Genomic DNA, 25,513 nt, shown 5'->3' on the forward strand with positions numbered 1-25,513 from the left:
CAGCAATGTCGGCAGGCCCCAATTCGGTTTAACTTTGAAAAATTCGACAAATGAACGGCATGGTTAGCGAGTTAAACGCTCAGCACCTTTAAGATCATTCCGCCGAAGCAGTCGAAACTGCAAATAGCTATCGAGAAACCCCCTCAAATTTCCCTGTTTTTCTCCAAATTTTCATCTGCGAATGATTCGCCAAGAGCGAACAGCCGAAAGGGGCAAGCAGATGTTTTTCACGAACGAAGAGTCGTTCAATCGGTCAGCAGAGAAACGGGCAGAGACTGCATTGATGTGGCTTCACACGTTCAACGCAAGCGAAATCGACGAGACCAGCGGAGCTATGCAGTTCAGCCTTTCGATCTACGATCTCGGACATGCGTTTTTTGAGATCCGTACGATGATGGCTAAGCGCCCAGAAAGTGTGCCACACGAATGGTTACTCAGGCGGGAAGTCGCACTTGCGCGGCGCAACGTTCTGACACGATACCCAAGGCTTCTGGCCACGCATCTCGTGAACGGTGGCTTCGATGCGCTTGAGGGTCTTTTGGACCATTCAACGAAGGTTGAATCCCGTCGGGCTCCGTGGAACGTTACTAACGCGCTGGCTGTGTCTCACGTTCTACAAAACATTTTGCACAACATCCATAACATGCACATGTACGGTCTATTCGACTTTAACAGCGCGCTGGCCAGGCCAAAGACTACGTTATCTGCTCGGACGCATGATCCGGAGTCCAAGTATTTGCATTGAGTTGAGTTTTTAGTAGAGAATGCCTTTTAACATTGGGCCCTCTAGGAGGGTTGGCTTATACTACCAACAGTTAGATTGATAAGTTTCTAGAGGAATATGCCCGTCTTCCTGCAATTACCTTTTTCTAACGGGCAACGAAGTAGTGAGATATCTGATTTGAATAACGAAAAACCTCCGGCTCAGAAGCGCTTCACTTGCCGCCGACCATACGAAGATTCAGATGCAACGGCTTTTTGGACTTGGCTAAAACGGCGATTCAATTTCAGTGAGAAACCCCGCCGCAGATTTCTTTCACATCAGATCGAAACTCTGGCTGGGCGGCTTGATCTTGCAGAAGTAGATCCTCAAGCAAATCCCGAAGTTGCGAATAGGATAATGGCTGTAAGGGCCGCTATCGATGAAGCCCGGCGCGGTCTAAGCCTGGAAAACAATAACCACGCGATGTTTGCTTTGCATGATGCAAGACAGATTTTTGTAGGATTGCAGTCGCCCGAGGAAATGGCCGCCCAGATTAGTGTATTGCAAGGTGAGATAGAAACGCCTCAGTTTGAAGAGCTCAAAGAGTTTATCTCAGAAAATCTGAATATCGCGAAACAAGCCCTCGAAGAGAGTGACAAGAAGACGTCCGTTGCTTACCTCGAGTCCGCTCTGCAGATCCGCGACAATCACGTAGAAGCCCAATTCATAAGCAAATCTAGGCTAAGCTTCATGTTGGCAGTTTTGGCTATCCTGCTTGGGCTAGGAACTGTGGCAATATTATACTTTTTCAAGGATTATTGTGCCCACATTTCGGATGCCGAAACACGTCTCTCAAAATGCGCGGTAATCGCACAAGCGGGTAGTGACGCAGTGTTTAGACCTTTGTGGATGATCGCGCTATTGGGTGCTCTCGGCGCGACACTGAGTTCTATGATGAGTTTTTCCTCGGGCAGAAAAATCCCAGATCTCTTTACGAGCCTCTCATCGACACTCGTCAGGCCATTGATCGGCGCGTTATCAGGTCTCATCGGACTTTGTATCATGTCTTTAGGACTCATCGATATAGGCAACAAGATGTCTGCTCTTTTTCTTATAATCTTTGCTTTTGGGTTCAGTGAGAGACTTGTCCTTGGTGCGATAACCAGGGTCGACTTTCGACTACAGTCCTAATTTATACGAACAGCTTATGACCAAACTAAAATACTCAGTCCTTTATCCTGACAACGAACCGGATGCGGTGTTTTCATCGCTGCCTGCCGCCCGCCGATTTCTTGAGTCTGAGGCCGAAATATATGCAGACTTTCTCAAACTCCTTGGCGAGCAAGAGGACCTAAAATCTCTACCTAGACTTAGGGGAGGCGCCGTTTCGGGTGAACAACTCGTGTCGTCTTTCGAGCGATTGACCGACGCAATTGATGATCCTGAACAGTTTGCTCGTGTACAATCGTCAAACAGTGTCAACCCGATCGCGATTCCTCCTTCGTCGGCCTCATTGGCAGGTCAATTAATTTTAGGCTTAACCAACAATAATCGTATCAATGAGGCCGTAAGCGTCTATCTTTGGTTCGTAGCCAAACGGAAGGTAATATCTTCTCGCAAAAACGCGGTTGTCGACGGCAAGATCGAGTATGGTCAAAAATTGTTAACTGCAGCTTTGGCTTCGGAAGCTCTTCCGTTCCGAAATGAAACCTCAAAACGCATAGCTGGCGCCATGCGTCGTGCGGAAAACCATAGCGAAAGCCTTCGCGAGGAAGTAGAGGCCGCGAAAAAGCTCAATGCAGATCACGAACGGGATTTGCAAAGCTGTCGAGAGGACATTTCTGCTCGCGCCAAAAGGATTGAAGGTATTTTCTTAAGACGAGAGCGCCGGAACAGGCGTCAGTTCACAGATCAACTCTCAGATTTTGAATTAGATCGGGATGAAGCGTTTCAAAAATTTAAAGAACTCTTGTCATTAACCAGTCATACAAACAAGCAGCAACAAAGCACCTATGAAAATGAGTTTAATAACTTGAAGGAGCTTTTTTATTCGCAACTCAGGCTCAGAGCTCCTGTGAAGCTGTGGGAAGGGCGCGCCCAAGAACACGCCAAGAACGCCCGGCGATCACTATTTGCCTTCTGTGGTGTTACGTTTTTTGCTGTCTTAGTTGCCGGGTTAGTACCCTGGGCGTATGGCGACTACATTTCTCAGAGCTTCGTGACAGTGGTGTGTGGTTCCAATGATCCTGCAGACTGCACCCGTGAGTTCTCAGCCAAAGGACCGCTTACTGTGGCAGGCCTGCTTCTCGTGATGTCGTTGGTTCTGTGGGTAATACGTCTTCAATATCGAATATACTTGAGCGAGCGGCACCTTTCACTCGATGCTGATGAGAAGCGAGCATTCTCAGAGGCATATATGGCGATGACAGAAGGTAAAGCAGTTGGAACCGACAATGAAGCAATTGTACTGGCCGCTCTATTTAGACCTACTCAAGATGGTATAATTAAAGATGACGATAGCTCTGTCGATTTGTCGGCCGCAGCGGTTTTGGCAAAGCAGCTCAGTAGAGGTCAATGAGGGTTTGTTGAGATAGGAATCGCCGGATTTAGTCACTGTGCTTAACTGAACGTTACGTGCTGCCCGGGTGCTGCCCAGCGAAATCAAACTATATCCAATCCGTAGGCTGATTAGGTCTAAAGTATTGGTTTAAATTGGTAAATATGGTGCTGCTGGAGAGAATTGAACTCTCGACCTCTCCCTTACCAAGGGAGTGCTCTACCTCTGAGCTACAGCAGCGCTGTGGGCGGGTGATTAGACTCAAACGAAACGCGGCGCAAGGGTGTCTGGACGGTTTTTTTCTACTCCTGTAGAGAAAGGCAATGGCAGACAAAAATTCACCTAAAAAACACGGCAAGTCCGAGGAAACGCGCGAAGACCGTCTAAAGGCGGCGCTAAAAGCGAATATGGCGCGACGAAAGGCTCAGGCCAAGGCGCGAGCCACCTCCGGGGACAAAGCCGGCAAGGACGAGGGATAAGAGCAAATGGATTCGATTCTGGTAACGGGCAATGGCCCGCTGAACGGGCAGATTCCCATTGCGGGGGCCAAGAATGCATGTCTGACGCTGATGCCCGCGACCTTGCTCAGCGAAGAACCGCTGACGTTGACCAATGCGCCGCGTTTGAGTGACATCAAGACCATGACGGCGCTGCTGCGGTCGCTGGGGGCCGAGGTGTCTTCGCTGCAGGATGGTCAGGTCATTGCGATGTCCAGCCATGACCTGAACAGCCACACGGCGGATTATGACATCGTGCGAAAAATGCGCGCTTCGAACCTGGTGTTGGGGCCGATGCTGGCGCGGCTGGGGCAGGCCGTGGTGTCGCTACCTGGTGGATGTGCAATTGGCGCGCGCCCGATGGATTTGCATGTCGAAGGGCTTGAGGCGCTGGGCGCCGAGATCGAGCTTAAAGATGGCTATTTGCACGCGAAGGCGTCGGGCGGGCTGAAAGGTGCTGTGCATGAGATGCGCTTTGCCTCGGTTGGCGCGACCGAGAACATCGTCATGGCCGCCACGCTGGCCAAGGGCACCACGGTGCTGAAAAACGCCGCGCGCGAGCCCGAGATTGTCGATCTGGTCGAATGCTTGCGCAAGATGGGCGCTCAGATTTCGGGTGAGGGGACCTCGACCATCGAAATTCAGGGTGTCGATCGTCTGCACGGCGCGACCCATCAGGTGGTGACCGACCGGATTGAGCTGGGCACTTATATGCTGGCCCCGGCGATCTGCGGGGGCGAGGTTGAGCTGCTGGGCGGACGCATGTCGCTGGTCGAATCCTTCGCCGCCAAGCTGGATGCGGCGGGGATCAGTGTTTCTGAAACCGACAAGGGGCTGAAAGTTTCTCGTAAGAACGGGCGTGTGACCTCGGTCGATGTGGTCACCGAACCCTTCCCCGGCTTCCCGACCGATCTGCAGGCTCAGATGATGGCCCTGATGTGCACTGCCGAAGGTGTGTCCGTGCTTGAAGAGCGTATTTTCGAGAATCGCTTTATGCATGCGCCCGAACTGGTGCGCATGGGCGCGAATATCGAGGTACATGGCGGCACGGCCACCGTAACCGGGGTCGAACGATTGAAAGGTGCTCCGGTGATGGCGACAGACCTGAGGGCCTCAGTCTCGCTGATCCTTGCCGGAATGGCGGCGGAAGGTGAGACGGTTGTCAGCCGGGTCTATCATCTGGACCGCGGATATGAACATGTGGTGCGCAAGCTGGAAGGCGTGGGCGCAAAGATCGAACGGATTAAGGGTCAATGACAGACGCAAGTTTCAAAGATGGCCGCGAGGCACCGCTGAACCTTGGAGCCGAGGATGCCGATGACCTGCGGGTGATTGCGACCCTGACGCAGGATGCGGTTTTCCCGGTGACCGAGATGACATGGCAACCCGGCCAGCGCCGCTTTGCGCTGTTGCTCAATCGCTTTCGCTGGGAAGACAAGGATGCCGCTGCCCGGCGCGGTCGCGCCTACGAGCGGGTGCAGGCCGTTTTGATGTTCGGCTCGGTTCTGTCGGTAGCCAGTCAGGGCATCGACCGCAGCGACAAGGACATGATCCTGTCACTGCTCTCGGTCGAATTCGAGCCAAGCGAGGATGGTGCGGGGCAAATCCTGTTGACCTTGGCAGGCGACGGCGCGATCCGCCTGTCGGTTGAGGCCATCGATGCAACGCTCAAGGATGTGACGCGTCCCTACAAGGCGCCTTCTGGACAAGCGCCCCATCACCCCGAGTGAAGAATAAACGTGGCATCGCTCAGGCCTTCCCGAATCCGCCACGCGGCATCGCGGTGCGGCGGGCAACCGTGTTTGATGTATTCGACATCAGCCGTGTTCTGATCCGATCGATCCGTGACCTCTGTCGGGCGGATCATCTGGATAATCCCGAAAACCTTTCCCGCTGGTCTGCCAATAAGGATCCGGCTTCGGTCCGAAACTGGATCGATAGTGGAGCAATCCTTTGGGTCGCTACGCAAGTGGGAGTGGTTACTGCAGTGGGCGGTTTAAGTGGCGAGGGTGAGATATCTCTGCTCTATGTCGATCCCGATCACGCAGGGCGCGGGCTCGGAGCAGCGCTGCTGCACCGGTTGGAAGAGGAACTGCAAGCACGTGGCGCCTCTGAGGCGCATCTGCACGCGACCAAAACGGCACATTCGTTCTATCTGGCGCACGGCTGGCATGATGTCGGCGACCCGACGGAATGGCACGGCATCCCCCAATTCCCGATGCGCAAATCGCTGCACCCAGCGGCCTAAGGGTTGAGGCCACCCGGCCCGGGCGATAAGACCCGTTGAAACGCTTCCGGAGTCTCTCACATGCCCGCTTTCCTCGATACGACCTCCGCCGATTTCGAACCTGCATTTCAGGCGCTGTTGTCCGCCAAGCGCGAGGACAGCCCCGATGTGGATGCGGTCGTGGCGCAGATCATCGATGATGTGCGGACCCGTGGTGATGCTTCGGTGATCGAACTTACCGCGAAATTCGACCGGCTGGAGCTGACGCCCGAGACCATGGCCTTTTCATCCAATGAGATCGCCGAGGCCGTCGCGCAGGTCACGCCCCAGGACCGCGCCGCGTTGGAACTGGCAGCAGAACGCATTCGTGCATATCACGAAAAGCAGATGCCCGAGGATCATCAGTGGACCGATGAGGCAGGCGCAACACTCGGCTGGCGCTGGTCGGCGGTGTCGGCTGCGGGGCTTTATGTGCCGGGCGGATTGGCTTCATACCCGTCGTCGGTTTTGATGAACGCAATACCTGCGAAGGTGGCGGGCGTAGACCGGTTGGCCATTGTCGTCCCCACACCTGAGGGTCAGGCAAACCCGCTGGTCCTGCTGGCGGCACAACTGTCGGGCGTGGATGAGATTTATCGCATCGGCGGCGCGCAAGCTGTGGCCGCGCTGGCTTATGGCACCGAAACCATTGCGCCGGTCGATAAGATCACCGGCCCGGGCAACGCCTTCGTGGCCGCCGCGAAACGCCGTGTATTCGGCAAAGTCGGCATCGACATGATCGCGGGCCCCTCGGAAATTCTGGTCATTGCAGACAAGGACAACGACCCCGACTGGATCGCGCTGGACCTGCTCAGCCAGGCCGAGCATGACGAAAGCGCCCAATCCATTTTGATCACGGATGACGCAGAATTTGGTCAAGCCGTGACGCAAGCGGTGGAAAAACGTCTTGAGACCCTGCAACGCCGCGCCATCGCCCGGGCCAGCTGGCGCGACTTTGGTGCCGTAATCACTGCGCGCGATCTGGACGAGGCTGCCGCGTTGTCCAACCGCATCGCGCCCGAACATCTGGAACTCTGCGTGGCCGACCCGGTGGCGTTAAGCCAGCAAACGATCCATGCCGGTGCCATTTTCCTTGGCCAGTACACGCCCGAAGCCATTGGCGATTATGTCGGCGGCCCCAATCACGTGCTGCCCACCGCGCGTTCGGCGCGCTTTTCGTCCGGCCTCAGCGTTATGGATTTCCTCAAACGCACCACGCTCAGCCAGATGACGCCCGAGGCCCTGCGCGCCATCGGCCCGGCGGCGGAAACGCTTGCGCGATCCGAAAGCCTCGAAGCGCATGGCCTGTCCGTTTCAGCGCGCCTGAACCGGCTGAATGACTGAAGTGACGCAAAGACCCGGCGCGCATGGCGTTTCTGTGCGTTGCCCATTGAAATTCGTTGTTATAGGTCTGTGCAGACGTAAGGATTGTGACCGTTAAGATGACCCGTATTTCGCATATCGAACTGGACGACCGAAATCTGCCCCCGCCGACACCGGAGATCGAGCAGGAGCGGAAGGTCGCCATATATGATTTGCTTGAAGATAACTCGTTCACGCTGCCAGCGCGCGACGATCGGATGATCCCCGACGGGCCCTACCATGTGCAGCTATCAATCCGTGATAAGCGACTGGTTTTCGATATCGCCACCGAAGCCAGCGAGAAGGCGGCTGAGTTTCATCTGTCGCTTGGTCCATTCCGGCAGGTCGTAAAAGACTATTTTCAGATCTGCGAGAGCTATTTCGATGCGGTGAAAACACTGCCGCCCAGCCAGATCGAAACGATCGATATGGCTCGGCGCGGCATCCACAACGAAGGCAGCCGCGTGTTACAGGAAAGGCTGGAAGGCAAAGCTGAGGTTGATACTGATACTGCCCGCCGCCTCTTTACGCTCATCTGCGTCCTTCATTTTGGAGGCTAACGGGTGACGCCTCTGCCGCAGTCCATTCTGTTCTGTTGCGACCACAATTCGGTTCGGTCACCCATGGCCGAAGGCATCATGAAGAAGTTTTACGGCACCGGCACCTATGTGCAATCTGCTGGCGTGCATAACGATCTGGAGATCGATGGGTTCTGCATCGCAGCCTGTCAGGAGATTGGCGTTGAGCTGTCCCGTCACCGCTCGCGTTCTTTTGACGAAATGGAGCAATGGGGCGATGACCTCAGTTCATTTGATCTGATCGTGGCCCTGTCACCCGCCAGTCAGCGAAAGGCGCTGGAACTGACGCGGTTTTTTCACCTGGATGTCGATTATTGGCCAATTATGGACCCTACCGGACTAGGTGAAACCCGCGAGGACAAGCTACGTCATTATCGACAAACCCGAGATCAGATCATCGCGCATCTGAAAGACCGCTGGGGCGAACCGACGGAGTGACCATGAACCCGACCGTGAAAACTTATTTTGATGCCTTCAATGCCGGTGATGTAGATGGCATGCTGGCCTGCCTGTCGGATGACGTGGCCCATCATGTCAACGAAGGTCAGATTCGCGTCGGCAAAGAGAAATTTGCCGCCTTCTGCGCGCATATGAACCGCTGTTACCGCGAGAACCTGACGGATATCGTGATCTTCGAGGCCGAAGGCGGTACCCGTGCTGCGGCTGAGTTCATCGTCAACGGAACCTATCTGGAAACTGATGAAGGTCTGCCAGAAGCGTATGGGCAGACCTACCGCTTGCCTGCGGGTTCGTTTTTTGACCTTAACGACGGCAAGATCACCCGCGTGACCACGTTTTACAACCTTGCGGACTGGACCAAACAGGTCTCGAATGGCTGAGATTTCGCAGGTCCGCGCAATGACCGGATCGACATTGGTCGACGCGTTGGATGAAGTCGCGCGCCTGCGGATCGACGTATTTCACGCCTGGCCATATCTCTATGATGGCGATCTGAAGTATGAGCGGAAATACCTGCAGTCTTACGTCGATAGCGCCAGGGCCATCGTTGTCGGAGCGTTCGACGGTGATACTTTGGTGGGTGCTTCGACGGGTGCGCCCTTGACGGATCACGCCGACGATTTCGCGGCCGCGTTCGAAGGCTCGGGCCTGTCGCTGGGCGATATCTTCTATTGCGCAGAATCGGTTCTGCTGCCTGAGTATCGCGGGCAGGGCGCAGGCCATACGTTCTTTGATCTGCGCGAAGCCCACGCCCATGCGATGGGATTCACCAAAAGCGCCTTCTGCAGTGTAGTACGCCCTGACGACCACCCCATGCGACCAGATCATTTCCGCCCGTTGGATGCCTTCTGGCGCGCGCGGGGATATGCGCCGCTTCCTGGCGTGGTGGCGCTATTCTCGTGGAAGGATCGAGGCGACGATTGCGAAACCCAAAAGCCGCTTCAATTCTGGATTCGGGATTTATAAGCCATCCATGCGCGTCGCGCCGGGTGTTTGAAACGGGTTGTGGCATTGTGAGTTGGCGATGACATGTGCGGCCGAATTTGCCTGAAACACCCTGTGATTGTATAGTTTCACTTATTCAATTGCGCGTTTTCATGGGGAAATTTGATGAAGTCCGTTTTCAATCGCCTGATTCCGGCCTTGGTGCCGCTGACCTTGATCACCGGTTGCGCCTACGAGAACAGGGCCTTTAATGCCGAGCAAACCGTGTTGTCGAATACATCGGGAGACGTTATCGAGCACATTGTAGGGATCGGGGGTGCGTTTGAAACGGCACCAAAAACATTTCAGTCCACCAGCCTGTTGCTTGAACGCGGTCCTATTCGTACGTCGTATTATGCGCTGCAACTTTCAGATGCCTACAAAAGGCTGGGCGACGAAGCAGCGCGCAATCGGGACCTGACAGCGGCGGCACTGATCACTGTAGCAGGCGGTGCCGCGCTTGGAAGTGCGGCCTCGATCTCAGGGAAAGACCTGGCCTTGGTCTTGGCCGGTGGAGCTTTGATCAATGAAGGCGTCAAGTACGTAAACCCTAACAGCGCGGCGCAGGCTTTCTACGTGGCATCCGAGTCAATGGCGTGCGCAAGCGCTGCGATTGCCGCCCATGTGCCCGTGGACACTCCACCTGACATTCGTGTGTCTTCTCTGACCCTTTGGTACATTCGAAAAATTGAGGTTTTGCTGCGCGCGGGATTGAAGCGGGACGTACCGGACTGGAACACGTTGCTCAAAAACCTTGGTTTGACGAGGCAAGGAGCCAATGACGTGGACGCTCTGCGAGCTGGAGACATAAACCTTAGTGCATTGGAAGAAGACTTGGAAAAGTGCCTGAGGCGAGAACCGGTCGAGAAAGGTTAAGCCAAGGCTCTGTACGTCGTGCGGGGGACTTTTCCGTAGAACAAAAAAATACGCCTCTGTTTTTGACTTCAATCCGAAAACTGCCGCCGTTTTGCTGCGCGGATCTCACGAGCATGTTGTTCTTGTCCAACGCGAAATGAATCCTCGACGAAATCCATATGCGTGCGTGCAGCGGTTTCTGCGCGGTCCGGGTCGCCGTCGATGATGGCCTGCGCGATTGCCTTGTGCTGATCAAGCAGTGCTTCACCCGTGCCGTCCATCGAGCGCAGGAAGCGGCGGTTGTAGAACACGCCTTGGCGCGTGAGGTCATAGATGGATGCCATCATGTGGATAAGGGTCGTGTTTTGGCTCGCATCGACAACGGCGGCGTGCAGTCGAAAATCAGCCTCTTCACTGGCATCCTGATCATCATTCTTCCAGGCTCGCTGCATTTCATCGATGATTTCAGCAATCCGTTCCTTGTCGGATTGTGTAGCGCGCTGTGCGGCGAGGCGGCTGGCAAAGGCCTCTTGCTCGCGCCGGTATTCAAGATAATCGTAGAAAGCACTGCCGTGTCGGGCATAGAGAGACAGAAGGGCGGGCGACATGGCACGACCGGTCAGTGGGGCGATAAAGGTGCCCTCGCCATGTCGCACGGTCACCAAGCCGCGATTTTCGAGGATTTGGAGTGCTTCGCGCAGCTTGGGGCGTGAAACGCCTAGGGCTTCCGCAAGCTCCCGTTCAGACGGGATTTTGCGACCCTCTTTCAGGATTCCATCAACAATCATTGTCTCGATTTGTGCAACGACAGCATCGGCAATTGATTCGTGACCAACGGGATCAAAGAGGCTGTTCGTGCTCATAATTCCTGTCCGGTAGTTAGATTAAAGATCGTCGAAGTTGTTTATAATATTTACCACTAGCTTTCGACATTGCAAGAAAAACTACCCAAAAATACGGATACTCGCTGCGCGTATAAGCATTTGTTTTTATTGAGTATCGCAAAATTATTCGAAAATTCTAGGTTATGAAAGGTCAATCTTGGTTAAGAGCCACACCACCGCGGTGTAGCCAAATTGGTAAATAAAATCGTTGACTGAATTACAAGGTAAACAATATTTACCACTTAAGCCGTGCTCGCGGCGAGAGTGACAGCCAGACCACCGGCTGATCTTTACCTTGGAGGAGAACCCATGAAGACCACCCTGACATCGCTTGCCGTTGCGGCCTCGCTGCTGGCAGCCCCGGTTGCCCATGCGGCGGATAAGATGCTGCTGAAGACCCCAATCGCGTTTTCAACCGCTCTACCGGGCCTCGGCTCGCCGATCCCGCGCGTGGCCGAACAGCTGGACCTGATGTCCGGCGGCACGCTGAAGATGAAGGTTTACGAACCGGGCAAGCTGGTCCCGCCGTTTGAAATTCTGGATGCGGTGTCCTCAGGCAAGATCAATTCGGGCTATACCACTGCCGGCTACTGGGCGGGTAAGATCCCGGCTGCACCGTTGTTCTCGGCCGTTCCGTTTGGCCCTGAGGCGGGCGAATACATGGCGTGGCTCTACTATGGCAACGGCATGAGCTTGTATCAGGAGATGTATGATCAGGCCGGTTTCAACGTCCATGTCATTCCCTGCGCAATCATCGCCCCCGAAACCTCGGGCTGGTTCGCGAATGAGATCAACAGCCCCGAAGACCTGAACGGCCTGAAGATGCGCTTTTTCGGTCTGGGCGGTGAAGTGATGCAGAAGCTGGGTGTGGCGACGTCACTGCTGCCCGGCGGCGAAATCTTCCCGGCACTGGAAAAAGGCGCAATTGATGCGACCGAATTCTCGATGCCTGCGATCGATGCGCGTCTCGGCTTCCACAAGTTGGTCAAGTACAACTACTTCCCCGGCTGGCACCAGCAAGCGACGGTGTTTGAACTGATGATCAACAAGGACGTCTGGAACGAAGCCAGCGATCAGCACAAAGCGATCATCGAAAATGCCTGTAAGGCTTCGATGGCTGACAGCTTTGCCGAAGGTGAGGCGATCCAACACGCTGCGCTGCTGGACAACGTTGAAAACAATGGTGTTCAGATCAAGCAGTGGAACGACGAGATGCTGTCGACCTTCCGCGCGACCTGGGAAGAGGTTGCCGCAGAACAGGCCGCCAACGACGAATTCTTTGCCAAGGTTCTGGCCGACATGAACGAATTCCGTGACGGTTATGCGGTCTGGAAAGAGAACGCATTCCTCCCCCGCAAGTAAATTTGCCACTTGCGATTATCCGGGGGCGGCTTCCTTCCGCCGCCCTCGGATCCTTCTGATTTTCTTTATTTTCCCCAACAACCCGCGCGCATTAACGACCCCGCCGCCAAACTCTTGAGGAGGAGACCATGGCTGAGACACAGCGTCATCAGGACGACCCGATTGAAGTCTATGAAAGTATCCTTGAGCATGGTGAGCCCGACCGTCAAAAGCTGGCAGTAGCGATCGACAACGGTGTCAAAGCGGTAGGTCATGTGGTCATGTGGGCCAACCTGTTGCTGGTTGGGGCCATCGTTTCACAGGTGGCGATGCGCTATCTTCTGAACCAGAACTATCCCAAGCTGGATGAGATTCAGTGGCATTTCTATGGTCTGGTGACGATGGTCGGTATCTCGTATGCCTTGGTTACTGACAGTCATGTGCGGGTGGACTTGCTGCACATGCAGCTCAGCCAGCGCGCGCGCCGGATCATCGAGATCATCGGAATTTTCACCCTGCTCGTGCCGTTCATCTATCTGATGATCGATCAGGGCTATGACTATTTCTACGAAAGCTGGAGGGTCAACGAATCCTCGGACAGCCCCACCGGCCTGCCCGCGCGTTGGGCTTTGAAAGGTGTGATCCCGGCCAGTTTTGTATTGCTGGCATTGGCTGCGGCGGCACGGCTGATCCACGATGTGCACGCCCTGTTCGTCAATCTCGACGAGGAACGGCAGGGCAAGGGCCTGCGTCTGATCGTCTGGGCGCTGGTGTGCTTTGCTCTGGTGGCGACCGCGCTGACCTTCCTGGTGGAAACGACCGAGGAAAAACTGGTCATCGCGATGTTCTTGACCTTCATCGCGCTGCTTTTCACCGGCTTCCCGGTGGCATGGACGCTGGCCGGGGTTGGTGTTGCCTATTGCGGTCTGGCCTATCTGTTCGACAACGGCCTGATGAACTGGACCGGGCTTGAGGAAACGCTGACCGGTCTGGACTATCTGACGCTGGGCGCGGTGGTGAACCGGGTCTATGCCACCATGTCGAATGCGGTTCTGGTCGCGCTGCCAATGTTCATCTTCATGGGCCTGATGCTGGACGAATCCGGCGTGGCCGAGCGTTTGATGTCCTCGATGCAGCGCCTGTTCGGCACGGTGCGCGGCGGGCTGGCGATCACGGTAACGATGATCGGCATCATTCTGGCCGCCTCGACCGGGATCATTGGGGCGTCTGTGGTTCTGTTGGGCGTGCTTTCGCTGCCGTCGATGATGGAGCAGAAATACAGCCCCTCATTGGCCGCCGGTGTGGTCAGCGCTTCGGGCACGCTGGGCATCCTCATCCCGCCGTCGATCATGCTTGTCATCATGGCGGACCAGATGGCGCTATCGGTCGGCGACCTATTTATGGCTGCAGTGTTCCCCGGCGTGATCATTGGCGCGCTCTACCTGACCTATATTTTTGTCATCGCCCTGATCAAACGCGACGTGGCCCCAGTACCCGAAGGCGCAACCCGTCCTGACTGGAACGCAGTCAAGGACGTGCTGATTGCAGTCTTGCCGACGCTGGCCCTGATCCTCGCCGTGCTGGGCTCGATCTTCGCGGGTTTGACCACACCGACCGAAGCCTCGGGCGTGGGCGCGTTGGGAGCCACTCTGCTGGCGCTGGGATATCGCAAGCTGACGCTGGCCAAGCTGGTGAATGTGCTGAAAGCAACGTTCAACACCACCGCCTATATCTTCGCGATCTTCCTTGGTGCGACGGTGTTCTCCTATGTCTTGCGCGAACTGGGCGGCGACGCGCTGATCGAGGATATGATCCACGGTACCGGGCTCGGCCCAAATGGCACTGTCTTCATGATCCTGTTCATCGTCTTCCTGCTGGGCTTCGTGCTGGACTGGATCGAGATCACGCTCATCGTTCTGCCCTTGATGCGCCCCATCGTGAACGGGCTGGGCCTGGATATCGACGGCTTCGGTGTCATCGATGAACCTGCGCTGGTGTGGTTCGTAATCCTTGTGGCGGTGACGTTGCAGACCTCTTTCCTGACACCTCCGGTTGGATTTGCGCTTTTCTATCTGAAAGGGGTCTGCCCGCCCGAGATCAAGCTGACTGACATCTACAAAGGGATTATCCCATTCGTGATCCTGCAGCTGACCGGCCTGTTCTTTGTCTTCTTGTGGCCGCAACTGGCCACGTGGTTGCCCTCGGTCGCGTATTAACGGAGGGTAGCGGGATGAACGATGCCGATCTGATCAAGCGTCTTCAGGCCATTTGTGGGCGGCGGCGCGTTTTGACTTCGTCGCGCAGCACCCGCCGCTTTCGCCGGGGGTTCAGATCAGGTGAAGGGGACGCGCTCGCGGTGGCTCAACCCGCCACGCTGCTGGAACAATGGCAGGTGCTTCAAGCCTGCGTTGCCGCCGACAAAATCGTCATCATGCAAGCCGCCAATACCGGCCTGACCGAAGGGTCTACGCCCAAGGGTAGCTACGATCGTGATGTAGTGTTGATCAACACGCGGCGGATGGACGATCTGCATCTGATCAATGAAGGCAAACAGGTCATCAGCTTTCCGGGCAGCACACTGTTTGCGCTGGAAAAGCTGCTGGACCCGATTGGCCGCCAGCCGCATTCGGTGATCGGATCTTCGTGCATCGGTGCCTCAGTCGTTGGCGGGGTGTGCAACAACTCGGGCGGTTCGCTGGTCGAGCGCGGCCCCTCCTATACCGAGCTGTCACTGTACGCGCGGATCACTCAGGACGGCGAGCTTGAGTTGGTCAATCATCTGGGCATGCAGTTGGGTGATACGCCCGAAGAAATCCTGACCCGGCTGCAGAACGGTGATTTCTCAGCAACTGATATCGAGACCGACAATCGCAAAGCCTCTGACACCGATTACGCCCGTCGGGTGCGTAATGTAGATGCTGAAACGCCAGCACGCTTTAACGCTGACAAGTCGCGTCTATACGAAGCAGCGGGCTGCGCGGGTAAACTGGCGGTTTTTGCGGTTCGGCTGGATACATATGCCAAGAACGAAGCAGAGCGTACTTTCTACGTCGGGGCGCATGACACCGAGGCATTCACGGAATTGCGCCGTCGCATCCTGTCCAACTTCAAAACCCTGCCGGTCAGCGCTGAATACATGCATGAGGAGGTATTCGATATCTCTGACCGCTATGGCAAAGACACCATGGTGATGATTGACAAGTTGGGCACCGATCGTTTGCCCACTTTCTTTGCGCTGAAGGGCGCGGTGGACGCGCGTTTGGAAGGCATACCGGTTCTCGGCAATTTTACCGATCGTTTCATGCAGTTCGCGATGCGACTTTGGCCCGATATCTTGCCGCGCCGGATGCGGGCCTATCGGGATCGGTATCCGCATCACCTGATACTCAAAATGCGCGATGGCGGTATCGATGAAGCGCGCGATCTACTCAATGACATGACTGCCGAAGACAAGCTGGATTTCTTTGAATGCGACCTGCGTGAGGCAAAGATCGCCGGGCTACATCGTTTTGCTGCCGCAGGTGCAGCCATTCGTTATATGAAGGTTCATGCAGCCGAAGTGGAAGATATCATCGCCCTAGATATCGCGCTGCGCCGCAATGATGTCGACTGGTTCGAAGACTTGCCAGTTGAGATCGCGGATCAACTGGTCGGCAAACTCTACTATGGCCACTTCATGTGTCATGTTCTGCATCAGGATTACATCGTCAAGAAAGGCGCAGACCCGAACGCGTTGAAGGCCGCAATGCTAAAGTTGCTGGACAAACGCGGCGCTGAATACCCGGCGGAACATAATGTTGGCCATCTCTATGCAGCCAAACCCGATCTGGCAGCTTTCTACAAGTCGATCGATCCCACGAACAGTATGAACCCGGGAATCGGAAAGATGTCCCGCAACAAGCACTATTCGTGAGACGGAACGCTGCTGACCCGTATCCGTTGGATACTACTTGAAGCTGCGGCTGTCCTTGATCTGATCCCAGGCCCAGACGACCTCTTGCAACTGCTCTTCCTGAGATCGGTCACCACCGTTCATATCCGGGTGCAGCACCTTGATCAGCTTCTTGTAGGCTTTGCGAATCTCTGCCTTCGACCAGCTATCTTGCGCTTCGAGGATCTCAATCGCGCGGCGCTCAGTCGGCGGCAGGCGTCGACCGCCGGAATTGGCGCGGCCGGGATTTTTGGTGGCGTTTTCGCCTAGAACCTGATGCGGGTCCTCGATCCCCAGACGTGCCCAGGCACGGGCCTCGGGATCGCCCATCGGTTTGGTCTCACGCTCCCACACTTTGTCCTTCGAACGCTGCGCGTTCAGTTCGGCCTCGGTGGTGCCGTCGAAGAAATTCCACTTCTGGTTATATTCGCGCACATGTTGCTGGCAGAACCAGAAAAAATCATCCAGCACGTCCGGAGCTTTGGGCGCGCGAAACTTACCGGGTTCTTCACAGCCCTCATGATCACAGATTCGCACCGAAGTTTCGGACGCACCTGACATACCCCGACGGCCGCGCGGCTTCTTTTTCTTAGCGCTCGACACGGACATATCGAATCCGAAGGGATCTGACTTTACCATCTGCACAACCTCACGAAGGCATCTTTTCGACTCGGAGGCAGCAGTTTAATCTAAGCAGCCGAAAGTAGAAGAGGGGGACGGCAATTTATTTGCCGTTGAGCATAAAAATGAGCGTGACCGACGAAATCCGTGAACGATTGCAGGCAGCATTTAACCCGCGTGAGCTGGAGGTGGTTGACGACAGCGAGAGCCATCGTGGTCACGCTGGATATCAGGAGGGCGGTGAGAGTCATTTCAACGTCCTTATTCGTTCTGCGGCTTTCGAGGGGCAATCCCGCGTTGCTCGCCATCGCGCAGTACATACGGCATTGGGGGATATAGTCCCCCGTATCCATGCGCTTGCTTTGGATATCGACGTCTGACAGTCGCGGCCTTGGTTCAGATAAGCGACGATCACGTCGCCAATTCTCTGCGGATTTAATCTCGATCAAGGCATCGCGATACATGACCCTCTAATATTCGCCTCGTCGATCTCCGGTTAACCGGAGCGATCAGATTTGCGGATAATGAGGGCTTTTTAAATGATGACCAAAGCCAGAACGTGGTTCTCGGCACTGTCGACAGTTTCATTGCTTTCGGTGGGTGTTGCGTTCCCGGTTCACCATGCTCAGGCGGAACAGCCGGGCCCGGTAGAAGCCATTGAGTTCGACCAAGCCAAGGCGGCACTTGGCAAACGTTTGTTTTTTGACCCGCGCCTGTCTGGCGACACCGAACTGTCCTGCGCCAGCTGCCACCAGCCGGAAAACGGCTTTACCGACGGGCAGGCCCTATCGGATGCCTATGCAGGCAGCCTGCATTTCCGCAACGTGCCGACGCTGATTAACAGCGCCAAGCGCGCCGCGTGGTTCCATGACGGGCGCATTGGCACCAACCTCAACGACGCGACCCGCGAAAGCATCACCGAGACATATTCGATGAACATGGATATGCGTTTGATGCAGGAACGCATCAAGCAAGATCCGGTTTATGTCGAGATGTTCGAAGCCGCCGGATTTGGCGAGCCGTCGAACGGCGGGGTCCGTAACGCCATCCCGGAATATCTGAAAACGCTGATTTCGCGCGGCGCGCCGTTCGATACAGGCGAGATGTCGGAAGAAGCCAAGGCGGGTTATGAGCTGTTCAATGCCAGCGGCTGCAATTCCTGCCACTCGGGCGAGCGGTTCACGGATGATCTGCCGCACAATATCGGCGTGGGCGACAACCCCGATATCTGGGCGACCCCGGAACGTCACATCACCTTTGTGACCATGATGAAGTTCCTCGGCGTCGAGAATTACATGAACCTGCGCGCCGACCCCGGTGCGTATATCCGCACTCACACCGCCGATACCTTCGGCACGTTCATGACCCCCACGCTGCGTGAGCTGACCTATACCGCGCCATATATGCATAACGGCTCGATTGCGACGCTCGAAGACGTGGTGGCCTTCTACAACGCCGGTGGCGGCGACGATGAAAACAAGGATCCGCGCATCAAGCCGCTGAACCTGAACGAGACCGAGCAAGCGCAGCTGGTGGCCTTCCTGAAGACATTGTCCGGCGACCCGCTGACCGGCCCCGACTTCGTCGCCGAGGATATCGATACGGACTATGCGCCGATCGAAAACTGGCAAGACGCGACAAACTGAGGAGTGGACCCATGAAAGACCTTAAGTCTTACCTGTCAGGCACAATCGCCACCGCTGCCCTGTTTGCCGTTCTTGGTTCGCAGGCCATTGCGGAAACCAGTATGGAGATTGAGGCCGGTATCGGCGGCGCAGACCCCGATGTAGACTCGCCGCTGGTGGCGCTGGGCGAGCCGCCGATCCCGCTGGACAACCCGCAAACCGACGCCAAGATCGAACTGGGCAAGATGCTGTTCTTTGATGCCCGTCTTGGCGGGAATCCGTCGACGCCCTGTTCGGCCTGTCACATGCCAGATGTCGGCTGGGACGTCGAGGCACCGATCTCGTTCGGCTATCCGGGCACGACCCACTGGCGCAACAGCCAGACCATCGTGAACTCGGCCTATTACGGCAAGCTGTTCTGGGCAGGTTCCTCGAAAAGCCTTGAGAGCCAGGCCAAATCCGCCGCAGGCGGTGCGGTCGCCGGCAACGGCGAGGCCGACATGATGGAGGCCCGTCTGGCCTTTGTCCCCGAATATGTCGAACGCTTTAACGATGTCTTCGGCGATCAATGGCCGCGCATCAGCAACGCATGGCGCGCCATCGCAGCGTTTGAACGGACCATCGTTCAGACCGACACGCCCTTCGACAACTATCTGCGCGGGGATGATGCGGCGCTAACCGACGAACAGAAACGCGGGCTGGAACTGTTTACCGGCAAGGCGCAATGTTCCGAATGCCATAACGGTGCGTTGCTGTCGGATGAAAAATACTACAACACCGGTGTGCCCGCCTATGACGGTTGGCAGGACGATGGTCTGGCGCAAGTGACCTTCCGGTATGAGCTTTACGCCAAAGGCTCGACCGAAGAAATGTACCGCCACACCAAGGACGACCCCGGCTTCTATTTCCGTACCAAGGAAAAGGCCGACAAGGGGAAGTTCCGCACGCCAAGCCTGCGCTACACCCTTTATACCGAACCCTACATGCATAACGGCATGTTGGAGACGCTTGTGGATGTGGTCGAGTTCTACAACCAGGGCGGCGGCGAGAATGAGTTCTCGGCCAATAAATCTCCGCTGATCCAACCCCTTGGCCTGAATGATCAGGAAAAAGCGGATCTGGTGGCCTTCCTGAAATCCCTGTCCGGTGACGAGATTCTGGTCGAAGAACCTGATCTGCCGGATTACCAGCCGCTTCCCGCGGCAGCAGAGGAGTAAGCGTCATGAAAGATCATAACGCAACCGGATGCAGCTGTTCGGGCGAGGCCAAAAAGGCCTGCACCGTGAACCGCCGCCAGTTCCTGTTCGCCTCGGGTGCCACCACCTTTGCCGTGATGGTGACCATGCCCACCCGCCATGGCCAGGCGGAACAGGTGCCCGCTTTGGTATCGACCTATCCGCGCAAGCTGATCGGCAAACTGTCCGAACTGGAACAGGATGTGCCGGTCGAGTTCTACTACCCGGACGAGGGCGACTATTCGGACTCGATCCTTGTGAAAACCGGTGTGGAAAGCGGCGGCGGCATTGGTCCGCAAAAGGATGTTGTGGCCTTCAACCTCACCTGCACCCATCAGGGCGGGTCGATGTATGACAGCTACAAGCCTGAACATAAGGTGCTGGGCCCGTGCCCGTTGCACCTGTCCACCTATGACGTGACACTGCACGGCATCCTCGTCTCGGGGCAGGCCTACCAATCGTTGCCACAGGTCCTTTTGGAACTGGATGGTGACGATATCTACGCCGTTGGCATGTTCGGCCTGATCTACGGCCGTTACGACAACCTCATTGCATAAGGGAAGCGGAATCATGGCAACCCCGTATTACGTACCCGAAACCAACGTCCCGCTGCCGCCCAAAGGAGCCGAGGTCATCTCGACCGCCTGCGACTACTGCATCGTGGCTTGTGGTTACAAAGTCTACCGCTGGCCCGTGACGGCCAAACCCGGGGGCCCAACTGCGGACGAGAACGCCTTTGGCGAGGATTTCCCCGTTGCACCGTTGGGTGCCTGGGTCGCGCCGAACCAGCACAATATCGTACTGCACAAAGGTCAGCCGCACCACGTGGTGATCATCCCTGACAAGGACACGCAATACGTCAACACCGACGGCGACAGTTCCTTGCGGGGCGGATGTATCGCGCAGAAATGCTATAACCCTCAGACGCCAACACGCGACCGCCTTAAGACGCCGCTGATGCGGATCTATGGCACCTTGATGCCGGTTCCGTGGGATCTGGCGCTGGATGTTGCGGCTGAGGTGGGCAACCACGTGATCGCCAAACTCGGCACCAATGCCTATGGTGTGAAGACTTTCAGCTATCAATATATCGAGAACACCTATGCGATCTCGAAATACGCGCTGCGCCATATCAACACCGCAAATTTCACCTTCCACGACACGCCGTCCGACGTGACCTCGACCCCCGGTTTCCGGGACGCGGGTTTCGACAACTTTGGTCCCTCGTACGAGGACTGGCGGGATGCGGAAACCCTTCTGGTCTGTGGCACCGACCCGTATGAGACCAAGACTATCCTATATACCCAGTGGATGATGAAGGGGATGCAGAACGGTCAGAAAGAGATCTATCTGATTCCGCGCCGGTCTGCCGGTGTGGCCCATGCTGAAAAGATGGGTGGCCTGCATATCGACGTTCTGCCCGGCACCGACCTTCTGGTCGTCAACGCCATCGCCCGCGTCATCGTGGAAAATGGCTGGGAAGACAGCGACTGGATCAAGAAATGGGTCAACAACAAATGGGAAAGCTCGTCGGGCTTCGGTCAGGGTACGCGCAACACGCCATGGCAGTGGCGCACGACCTGGGGCAAGTTCCAGACCAAAGGCTTTGAGGATTGGAAAGAATGGCTGCTGTCGCAGGACGAATTCGCGCCTGAAACCGCTGCAGCCATGGCCGAGATCGACGTGCAGAAAATCTATACTGCCGCCGAATGGCTTGCCAAGCCCAAGGCGGATGGCACCCGGCCCAAGACCTCGGTCATGATCGAGAAAGGGTTCTACTGGTCGAACAACACCGGCAACACGCAGGCGATCTCGGCTCTGGGCATCATCTGCGGCTGTGGTGGTCGTCCGGGTCAGGTGATTGGCCGGGCCGGTGGTCACCAGCGGGGCGGCGTGAAGGGCGGGAAATACCCGCGCAACAAGTCGCCCGAGAAACTGCCGGGTCGCCGTCGCCGCGCCATGGATACGGACCGGTATCTGATTGCAGGTCATACCCGTATGGCCCATGTGATCGGCACCACATGGATTCAGGCGATGTGTGGTTCGCAACAGTTAGCTGACAAGTTCGAGGAACTGACCGTCCGCAACCCGCATCAGATTGCGTCTTTCGACAAGCAAGAAATGATCGACACGCTGAAGGCCCGCGCCGACAGCGGCGGTATGGTGGTCATCAACCAGGACATCTATCTGCAGGATCCGATCGGCAACCGCTATGCCGACATCGTGTTCCCTGCAGCGACCTGGGGCGAAGAGGACTTTCTGCGCGCCAACGGCGAACGCCGCCTGCGCCTGTATCAGAAGTTCTATGATGCGCCCGGTGCGGCCAAGCCCGACTGGTGGATCATTGCGCAACTGGCACAGCGGATGGGCTTTGACGGGTTCGACTGGCAGAACTCGAACGAGGTTGCCGAAGAGGCCGTGCGCTTTACGCGCGGGTCGCGCAAGGACTTCCACGCGGTCTACCGTCTGGCAAAGAAAGAGGGCAAGGGTCTGCACCATAAGGTCCGAGAATTCGGCACCGATGGTGTGCAATGCCCGGTCATGCTGGATGCCGACGGTGTCACGCTGATTGAAACCAAGCGTCTGCATGACACAACCCGCACGCTGCCTGATACCGGTGCGGCTGGTGCGGATGTATTCAACAAGAAGCTGACGCACTTCAACAGCCAGACCGGCAAGTGCAACATCCAGAAATCGCCGTGGGGCCTGTTCTCGGATTACTGGGAATGGCTGAAACCCAACAAGGACGAAGGCGAGTTGTGGGCCACATCCGGTCGGATCAATGAACGCTGGCAGTCCGGTTTCGACGACCGCCGCCGCCCGTATATCGTGCAACGCTGGCCGGAGAACTGGATCGAGATTCACCCCGACGATGCGGCTGAGCGTGGCATCGAAAGCGGCGACTATGTGATGGTCTATTCGGAGCGCGTTCCGGGTAACAAGCACACGCTGCTCGGTGTGGAAGGCGACGACTTCCAGTTCTCGAAACTGATGGAGAACGGGCATATCGAACTGACCAAAGCGGCGATCACCGCCGTGGCCATGGTTACGCCCGCCATAAAGAAAAGCGTCGTTTACATGGACTTCCTGCACATGCAGCAGCCCGCCAACGCGCTTGAGGGCCGGATCGTCGACTGGATCAGCGGCAACTACAACTACAAGATGGGCGTTGCCAAGGTCCGCAAGCTGGGACCGAGCCCCTACAAGACCTCGTTTCGCACGATGTCCTTCGCGCCGCGCGACATCGCCTGACGCTTTTCCGGGGGGCGGACGCCATGCCGCCCCTCGGGTCCGGTCCCGCTGCAGAAGGGACCACCTGGAAGGCAGGCTTCGGTTGGGAAACCTGTCTTCCACATTCACCCAACCCGTCCCAACGCAAAACATGGCAGACCTGATATGAACATGCATTCAGATACCGCCCTGCGTGACGAGGCCACCAGCCTGTTCTCCGACTACGCAAAATCCGATTATGACGTGATCCGCCTGCGCGCTATTCAGGCCCTGACCGCCATTGGAGCCAGCAACAGCCCGGCCTTGGTCGAGGCGTTGCTGGATGATGACGAGGACGTCCGTCAAGACGCAGCCCAAGCGCTGGGCGCGCTGGGCGTAACGGAGGCCGCGCCGCAACTGCTGGAAAACTTGATCCATGATCCCTGCGGTGAGGTGAAACTGGCCTGCGTCACCGCCTTAGCACAGCTGAACGCCAAGGACGCCACGCCGTACTTGCGCACCCTCGTCACTGGACGCGGCGAGGATATCACGTGGGACGAGGACGAGCTGCATCAGGATGAATGGGACGACTGGCTGGATACTCAGATCGCGGCGATCAAAGCGTTAGGTCGCATGGGCGATGCGGCTGCGATTGAACCCATTGTCATGGCCCTGATGGACGAAGACGGGCAAGAACTGGGGGATGTGGCCTGCGAAGCGCTGGGCCAGATCGGTATGCCGTCCGTGCCGACCTTGGGTGTGTTCGCTCAATCCTCGAACCGCCGTCTGCGTCACCGCGCTCTGCGCACGCTGGCCACCATCGGAGGACCCGAGGCCGAAGCCATCTTGCGCAAAGCCACCACCGACAAGGACGGGGCCGTGCGTCTGATCGCATATGAGGCGCTGATGCCGAACGACCCGGCGCTGGTCGAACAGGCCCTGACAGATGCGGTCGAGGATATCCGCATCGCAGCGCTGAACCAGTCCGGCCTTTCCGAACCCGAACTGCTGGACCGCATGATGCGCGACCCCGGCGCCAAGGTGAAACTGGCGCTGATCGACCGGCTGGACCGCAGCAAGCCTATCGTTGATCAAGACGACCTGCGCTGGCAGGTGCTGGATTTCCTCGCAACCGGACAACAGCCTGAGGTCTCGGCGCAGGCGCTGGGCCTGCTGGCGGCGTTGGCCCCGCAACTGGTGGCAGATCGGCTGAACGCGCTGTTCTCGGTCGAGGCGGACGACCTCAAGGCCGAGCGTATCCAATGGGCCATCGTCGACGCGCTGGCGACCTCGCCCCTGCGCGAGGCGGCAGAATGGCTGCAACGCGCCTGCCGCGCGCCCTTCCGGTCGGTGCGGCTGAAGGCCGTGGCCTCGCTGGCGATGATTGTTACTGACACCGACCGCCCGCATGTGAACCAGCAGCAGGGCCGCGAATTGCTGCTGTCATTCGCGCTCGCCCCGATGAGCGTGGTCGAAGACGCGCACGAGGAAGAGGCCCCGCAAACCGACATCGCCGCGCTGGAAGAGGCAGGGCTGGATGTATCCGACGGTGGTGAAAACGGCCCTACCTCCAGCCTCGGCGCGATCCTTGGCCATGACGCTATCGCGGCAGAGATGAAGAAAGAGGCCGAGGATGATGACCTGCACCCCCTGACGCCACGCGAGCAGGCATTGTTGGTCAAGGCCACCCGCCATCCCAAACGCCGCCGCGTGGCGTTGGATGACAATGCCGAAGCCTTGGAGCGTGAGACCCGCATTTCGGCCATCCGCCTGCTGGGCGACATCACAGATATGCAGATCATGCTGGCCCAGATCGCGCAGGACCCCGAGACCGAGATCGCCGCGCAGGCGCTGGCGGCACTGGGCTTGTCGGTCGCGCGCAACGGGTCCGAACTGAACCAGTCGCATTTGATCGAGCTGATCGCACAGGGGCTTTCGCATACCGATGCCAATCTGTCTCTGCAAGCGCTGAACCTGCTGCAACAGGCTGACCTGCCACCGCAGGATGCGCTGCGGGGCAAATTGCGGGCAATGCTGAAAACCGGAGATACTGCCTTTCGTATCGACGCCATGCAGATTCTGACCCGCTGGGACGGGACGGCCGATGTGGCGCGCAGCTTGCTGGACGATGTCTCGGCCCCGGTACGGCAGGCGGCGATGCGGCTTTTGTCTGAAACGGCCCCGGATCAGGCAGGTGCGGCCATCGTACCCTTCCTTCTGGCCAATCCTGAGCAACGGATCGTGACCTATGTCAATGACAGCACCCCTGCCTTGGTGTCCATTGGGCGCGAATTGTTGGCCGGATTGCGCGACGAGAATCGCCGCGCCCAGTGGCCGGTGTTGATCAGCGCTTTGGCCGACCTGTTGGGAGACCCCTACCGGGCGGTCTGAAACCGGAGGGATAG

The 25,513-nt window shown here is 57.0% G+C and carries 24 protein-coding genes and 1 tRNA gene; 22 read left to right on the plus strand and 3 right to left on the minus strand.

All coding sequences use genetic code 11. From position 1 onward, the window contains the following. Nucleotides 1-220 precede the first annotated feature (220 nt). The 3 genes from ACR0CZ_RS18660 to ACR0CZ_RS18670 all read left to right on the plus strand — a co-directional run bounded on the left by ACR0CZ_RS18660 (nucleotide 221) and on the right by ACR0CZ_RS18670 (nucleotide 3,281). Nucleotides 221-745, plus strand: coding sequence for a hypothetical protein (locus tag ACR0CZ_RS18660; RefSeq protein ID WP_480537266.1), 525 nt, complete (start codon nucleotides 221-223; stop codon nucleotides 743-745). A 96-nt stretch (nucleotides 746-841) separates the two neighbouring features. Continuing rightward, entirely contained in the window at nucleotides 842-1,894 is a 1,053-nt protein-coding gene (locus ACR0CZ_RS18665) for a hypothetical protein (RefSeq protein ID WP_480537267.1), read from the plus strand. Between the two features lie 16 nt (nucleotides 1,895-1,910). Beyond that, nucleotides 1,911-3,281, plus strand: a complete 1,371-nt coding sequence (locus ACR0CZ_RS18670; RefSeq protein WP_480537268.1) for a DUF6161 domain-containing protein — start codon at nucleotides 1,911-1,913, stop codon at nucleotides 3,279-3,281. A gap of 144 nt (nucleotides 3,282-3,425) precedes the next feature. Here ACR0CZ_RS18670 and ACR0CZ_RS18675 read toward each other — a convergent pair. After that, nucleotides 3,426-3,500 (minus strand) — tRNA-Thr (locus ACR0CZ_RS18675). An 83-nt stretch (nucleotides 3,501-3,583) separates the two neighbouring features. Between ACR0CZ_RS18675 and ACR0CZ_RS18680 the strand changes: the two genes are divergently transcribed. The 10 genes from ACR0CZ_RS18680 to ACR0CZ_RS18725 all read left to right on the plus strand — a co-directional run bounded on the left by ACR0CZ_RS18680 (nucleotide 3,584) and on the right by ACR0CZ_RS18725 (nucleotide 10,282). Further along, nucleotides 3,584-3,739 carry a hypothetical protein gene (locus tag ACR0CZ_RS18680; RefSeq protein WP_170398444.1) on the plus strand — a complete coding sequence of 52 codons (156 nt, stop codon included), beginning with the start codon at nucleotides 3,584-3,586 and terminating at the stop codon, nucleotides 3,737-3,739. A gap of 6 nt (nucleotides 3,740-3,745) precedes the next feature. Continuing rightward, complete coding sequence (murA, locus tag ACR0CZ_RS18685; protein ID WP_170398447.1) at nucleotides 3,746-5,014, plus strand: UDP-N-acetylglucosamine 1-carboxyvinyltransferase; 1,269 nt, start codon at nucleotides 3,746-3,748, stop codon at nucleotides 5,012-5,014. Beyond that, entirely contained in the window at nucleotides 5,011-5,487 is a 477-nt protein-coding gene (locus ACR0CZ_RS18690) for a DUF2948 family protein (RefSeq protein ID WP_170398450.1), read from the plus strand. The genes murA and ACR0CZ_RS18690 overlap by 4 nt, the downstream gene beginning before the upstream one ends. Beyond that, nucleotides 5,484-6,005, plus strand: coding sequence for a GNAT family N-acetyltransferase (locus tag ACR0CZ_RS18695; protein WP_170398452.1), 522 nt, complete (start codon nucleotides 5,484-5,486; stop codon nucleotides 6,003-6,005). Before ACR0CZ_RS18690 ends, ACR0CZ_RS18695 begins: the two co-directional genes overlap by 4 nt. Before the next feature lie 60 nt (nucleotides 6,006-6,065). Continuing rightward, nucleotides 6,066-7,367 (plus strand): histidinol dehydrogenase, encoded by a 1,302-nt coding sequence (gene hisD, locus ACR0CZ_RS18700; RefSeq protein ID WP_170398454.1) that lies wholly within the window; start codon nucleotides 6,066-6,068, stop codon nucleotides 7,365-7,367. A gap of 98 nt (nucleotides 7,368-7,465) precedes the next feature. Then, a complete protein-coding gene (locus tag ACR0CZ_RS18705) occupies nucleotides 7,466-7,945 on the plus strand; it encodes a UPF0262 family protein (protein ID WP_170398457.1) in 480 nt (159 codons plus the stop codon). A gap of 3 nt (nucleotides 7,946-7,948) precedes the next feature. Then, the gene (locus ACR0CZ_RS18710; protein ID WP_170398460.1) at nucleotides 7,949-8,401 is read left to right on the plus strand and encodes an arsenate-mycothiol transferase ArsC; all 453 of its coding nucleotides are present in this window, start codon (nucleotides 7,949-7,951) and stop codon (nucleotides 8,399-8,401) included. Between the two features lie 2 nt (nucleotides 8,402-8,403). Next, the gene (locus ACR0CZ_RS18715; protein WP_170398462.1) at nucleotides 8,404-8,802 is read left to right on the plus strand and encodes a ketosteroid isomerase-related protein; all 399 of its coding nucleotides are present in this window, start codon (nucleotides 8,404-8,406) and stop codon (nucleotides 8,800-8,802) included. Continuing rightward, complete coding sequence (locus tag ACR0CZ_RS18720; protein WP_170398465.1) at nucleotides 8,795-9,388, plus strand: GNAT family N-acetyltransferase; 594 nt, start codon at nucleotides 8,795-8,797, stop codon at nucleotides 9,386-9,388. Before ACR0CZ_RS18715 ends, ACR0CZ_RS18720 begins: the two co-directional genes overlap by 8 nt. A 144-nt stretch (nucleotides 9,389-9,532) precedes the next feature. Continuing rightward, on the plus strand, nucleotides 9,533-10,282 hold the full coding sequence (locus tag ACR0CZ_RS18725; RefSeq protein WP_170398468.1) for a hypothetical protein: 750 nt from the start codon (nucleotides 9,533-9,535) through the stop codon (nucleotides 10,280-10,282). A gap of 68 nt (nucleotides 10,283-10,350) precedes the next feature. Here ACR0CZ_RS18725 and ACR0CZ_RS18730 read toward each other — a convergent pair whose 3' ends face one another. Then, complete coding sequence (locus ACR0CZ_RS18730) at nucleotides 10,351-11,124, minus strand: FadR/GntR family transcriptional regulator (RefSeq protein WP_480537269.1); 774 nt, start codon at nucleotides 11,122-11,124, stop codon at nucleotides 10,351-10,353. Between the two features lie 330 nt (nucleotides 11,125-11,454). Between ACR0CZ_RS18730 and ACR0CZ_RS18735 the strand changes: the two genes are divergently transcribed. The 3 genes from ACR0CZ_RS18735 (at nucleotide 11,455) to dld (ending at nucleotide 16,399) form a co-directional block, all read left to right on the plus strand. After that, nucleotides 11,455-12,507, plus strand: coding sequence for a TRAP transporter substrate-binding protein (locus ACR0CZ_RS18735; protein WP_170398473.1), 1,053 nt, complete (start codon nucleotides 11,455-11,457; stop codon nucleotides 12,505-12,507). 128 nt (nucleotides 12,508-12,635) lie between these two features. Next, a complete protein-coding gene (locus ACR0CZ_RS18740; RefSeq protein WP_170398475.1) occupies nucleotides 12,636-14,702 on the plus strand; it encodes a TRAP transporter large permease subunit in 2,067 nt (688 codons plus the stop codon). Between the two features lie 14 nt (nucleotides 14,703-14,716). Beyond that, nucleotides 14,717-16,399 carry a D-lactate dehydrogenase gene (gene dld, locus ACR0CZ_RS18745; protein ID WP_170398477.1) on the plus strand — a complete coding sequence of 561 codons (1,683 nt, stop codon included), beginning with the start codon at nucleotides 14,717-14,719 and terminating at the stop codon, nucleotides 16,397-16,399. 33 nt (nucleotides 16,400-16,432) lie between these two features. Here dld and ACR0CZ_RS18750 read toward each other — a convergent pair whose 3' ends face one another. Beyond that, a complete protein-coding gene (locus tag ACR0CZ_RS18750; RefSeq protein ID WP_170398478.1) occupies nucleotides 16,433-17,056 on the minus strand; it encodes a DnaJ domain-containing protein in 624 nt (207 codons plus the stop codon). A 107-nt stretch (nucleotides 17,057-17,163) separates the two neighbouring features. Here ACR0CZ_RS18750 and ACR0CZ_RS18755 point away from each other — a divergent pair, with 107 nt between their 5' ends. The 6 genes from ACR0CZ_RS18755 to ACR0CZ_RS18780 all read left to right on the plus strand — a co-directional run bounded on the left by ACR0CZ_RS18755 (nucleotide 17,164) and on the right by ACR0CZ_RS18780 (nucleotide 25,499). Further along, a complete protein-coding gene (locus ACR0CZ_RS18755; protein ID WP_170398480.1) occupies nucleotides 17,164-17,418 on the plus strand; it encodes a BolA family protein in 255 nt (84 codons plus the stop codon). Nucleotides 17,419-17,580: 162 nt separating this feature from the next. Continuing rightward, nucleotides 17,581-18,684: a cytochrome c peroxidase gene (locus ACR0CZ_RS18760; RefSeq protein WP_170398482.1), complete on the plus strand. Its 1,104-nt coding sequence runs from the start codon at nucleotides 17,581-17,583 to the stop codon at nucleotides 18,682-18,684. Nucleotides 18,685-18,695: 11 nt separating this feature from the next. Next, on the plus strand, nucleotides 18,696-19,880 hold the full coding sequence (locus ACR0CZ_RS18765; RefSeq protein WP_480504086.1) for a cytochrome-c peroxidase: 1,185 nt from the start codon (nucleotides 18,696-18,698) through the stop codon (nucleotides 19,878-19,880). A 5-nt stretch (nucleotides 19,881-19,885) separates the two neighbouring features. After that, nucleotides 19,886-20,455, plus strand: coding sequence for an arsenate reductase (azurin) small subunit (locus ACR0CZ_RS18770; protein ID WP_480537270.1), 570 nt, complete (start codon nucleotides 19,886-19,888; stop codon nucleotides 20,453-20,455). Nucleotides 20,456-20,468: 13 nt separating this feature from the next. After that, nucleotides 20,469-23,150, plus strand: a complete 2,682-nt coding sequence (locus tag ACR0CZ_RS18775; protein WP_170466556.1) for an arsenate reductase (azurin) large subunit — start codon at nucleotides 20,469-20,471, stop codon at nucleotides 23,148-23,150. Between the two features lie 150 nt (nucleotides 23,151-23,300). Continuing rightward, nucleotides 23,301-25,499: a HEAT repeat domain-containing protein gene (locus ACR0CZ_RS18780; protein ID WP_480544673.1), complete on the plus strand. Its 2,199-nt coding sequence runs from the start codon at nucleotides 23,301-23,303 to the stop codon at nucleotides 25,497-25,499. Nucleotides 25,500-25,513 lie beyond the last annotated feature (14 nt).

It is taken from the genome of Ruegeria sp. H9 (genome assembly GCF_056532915.1).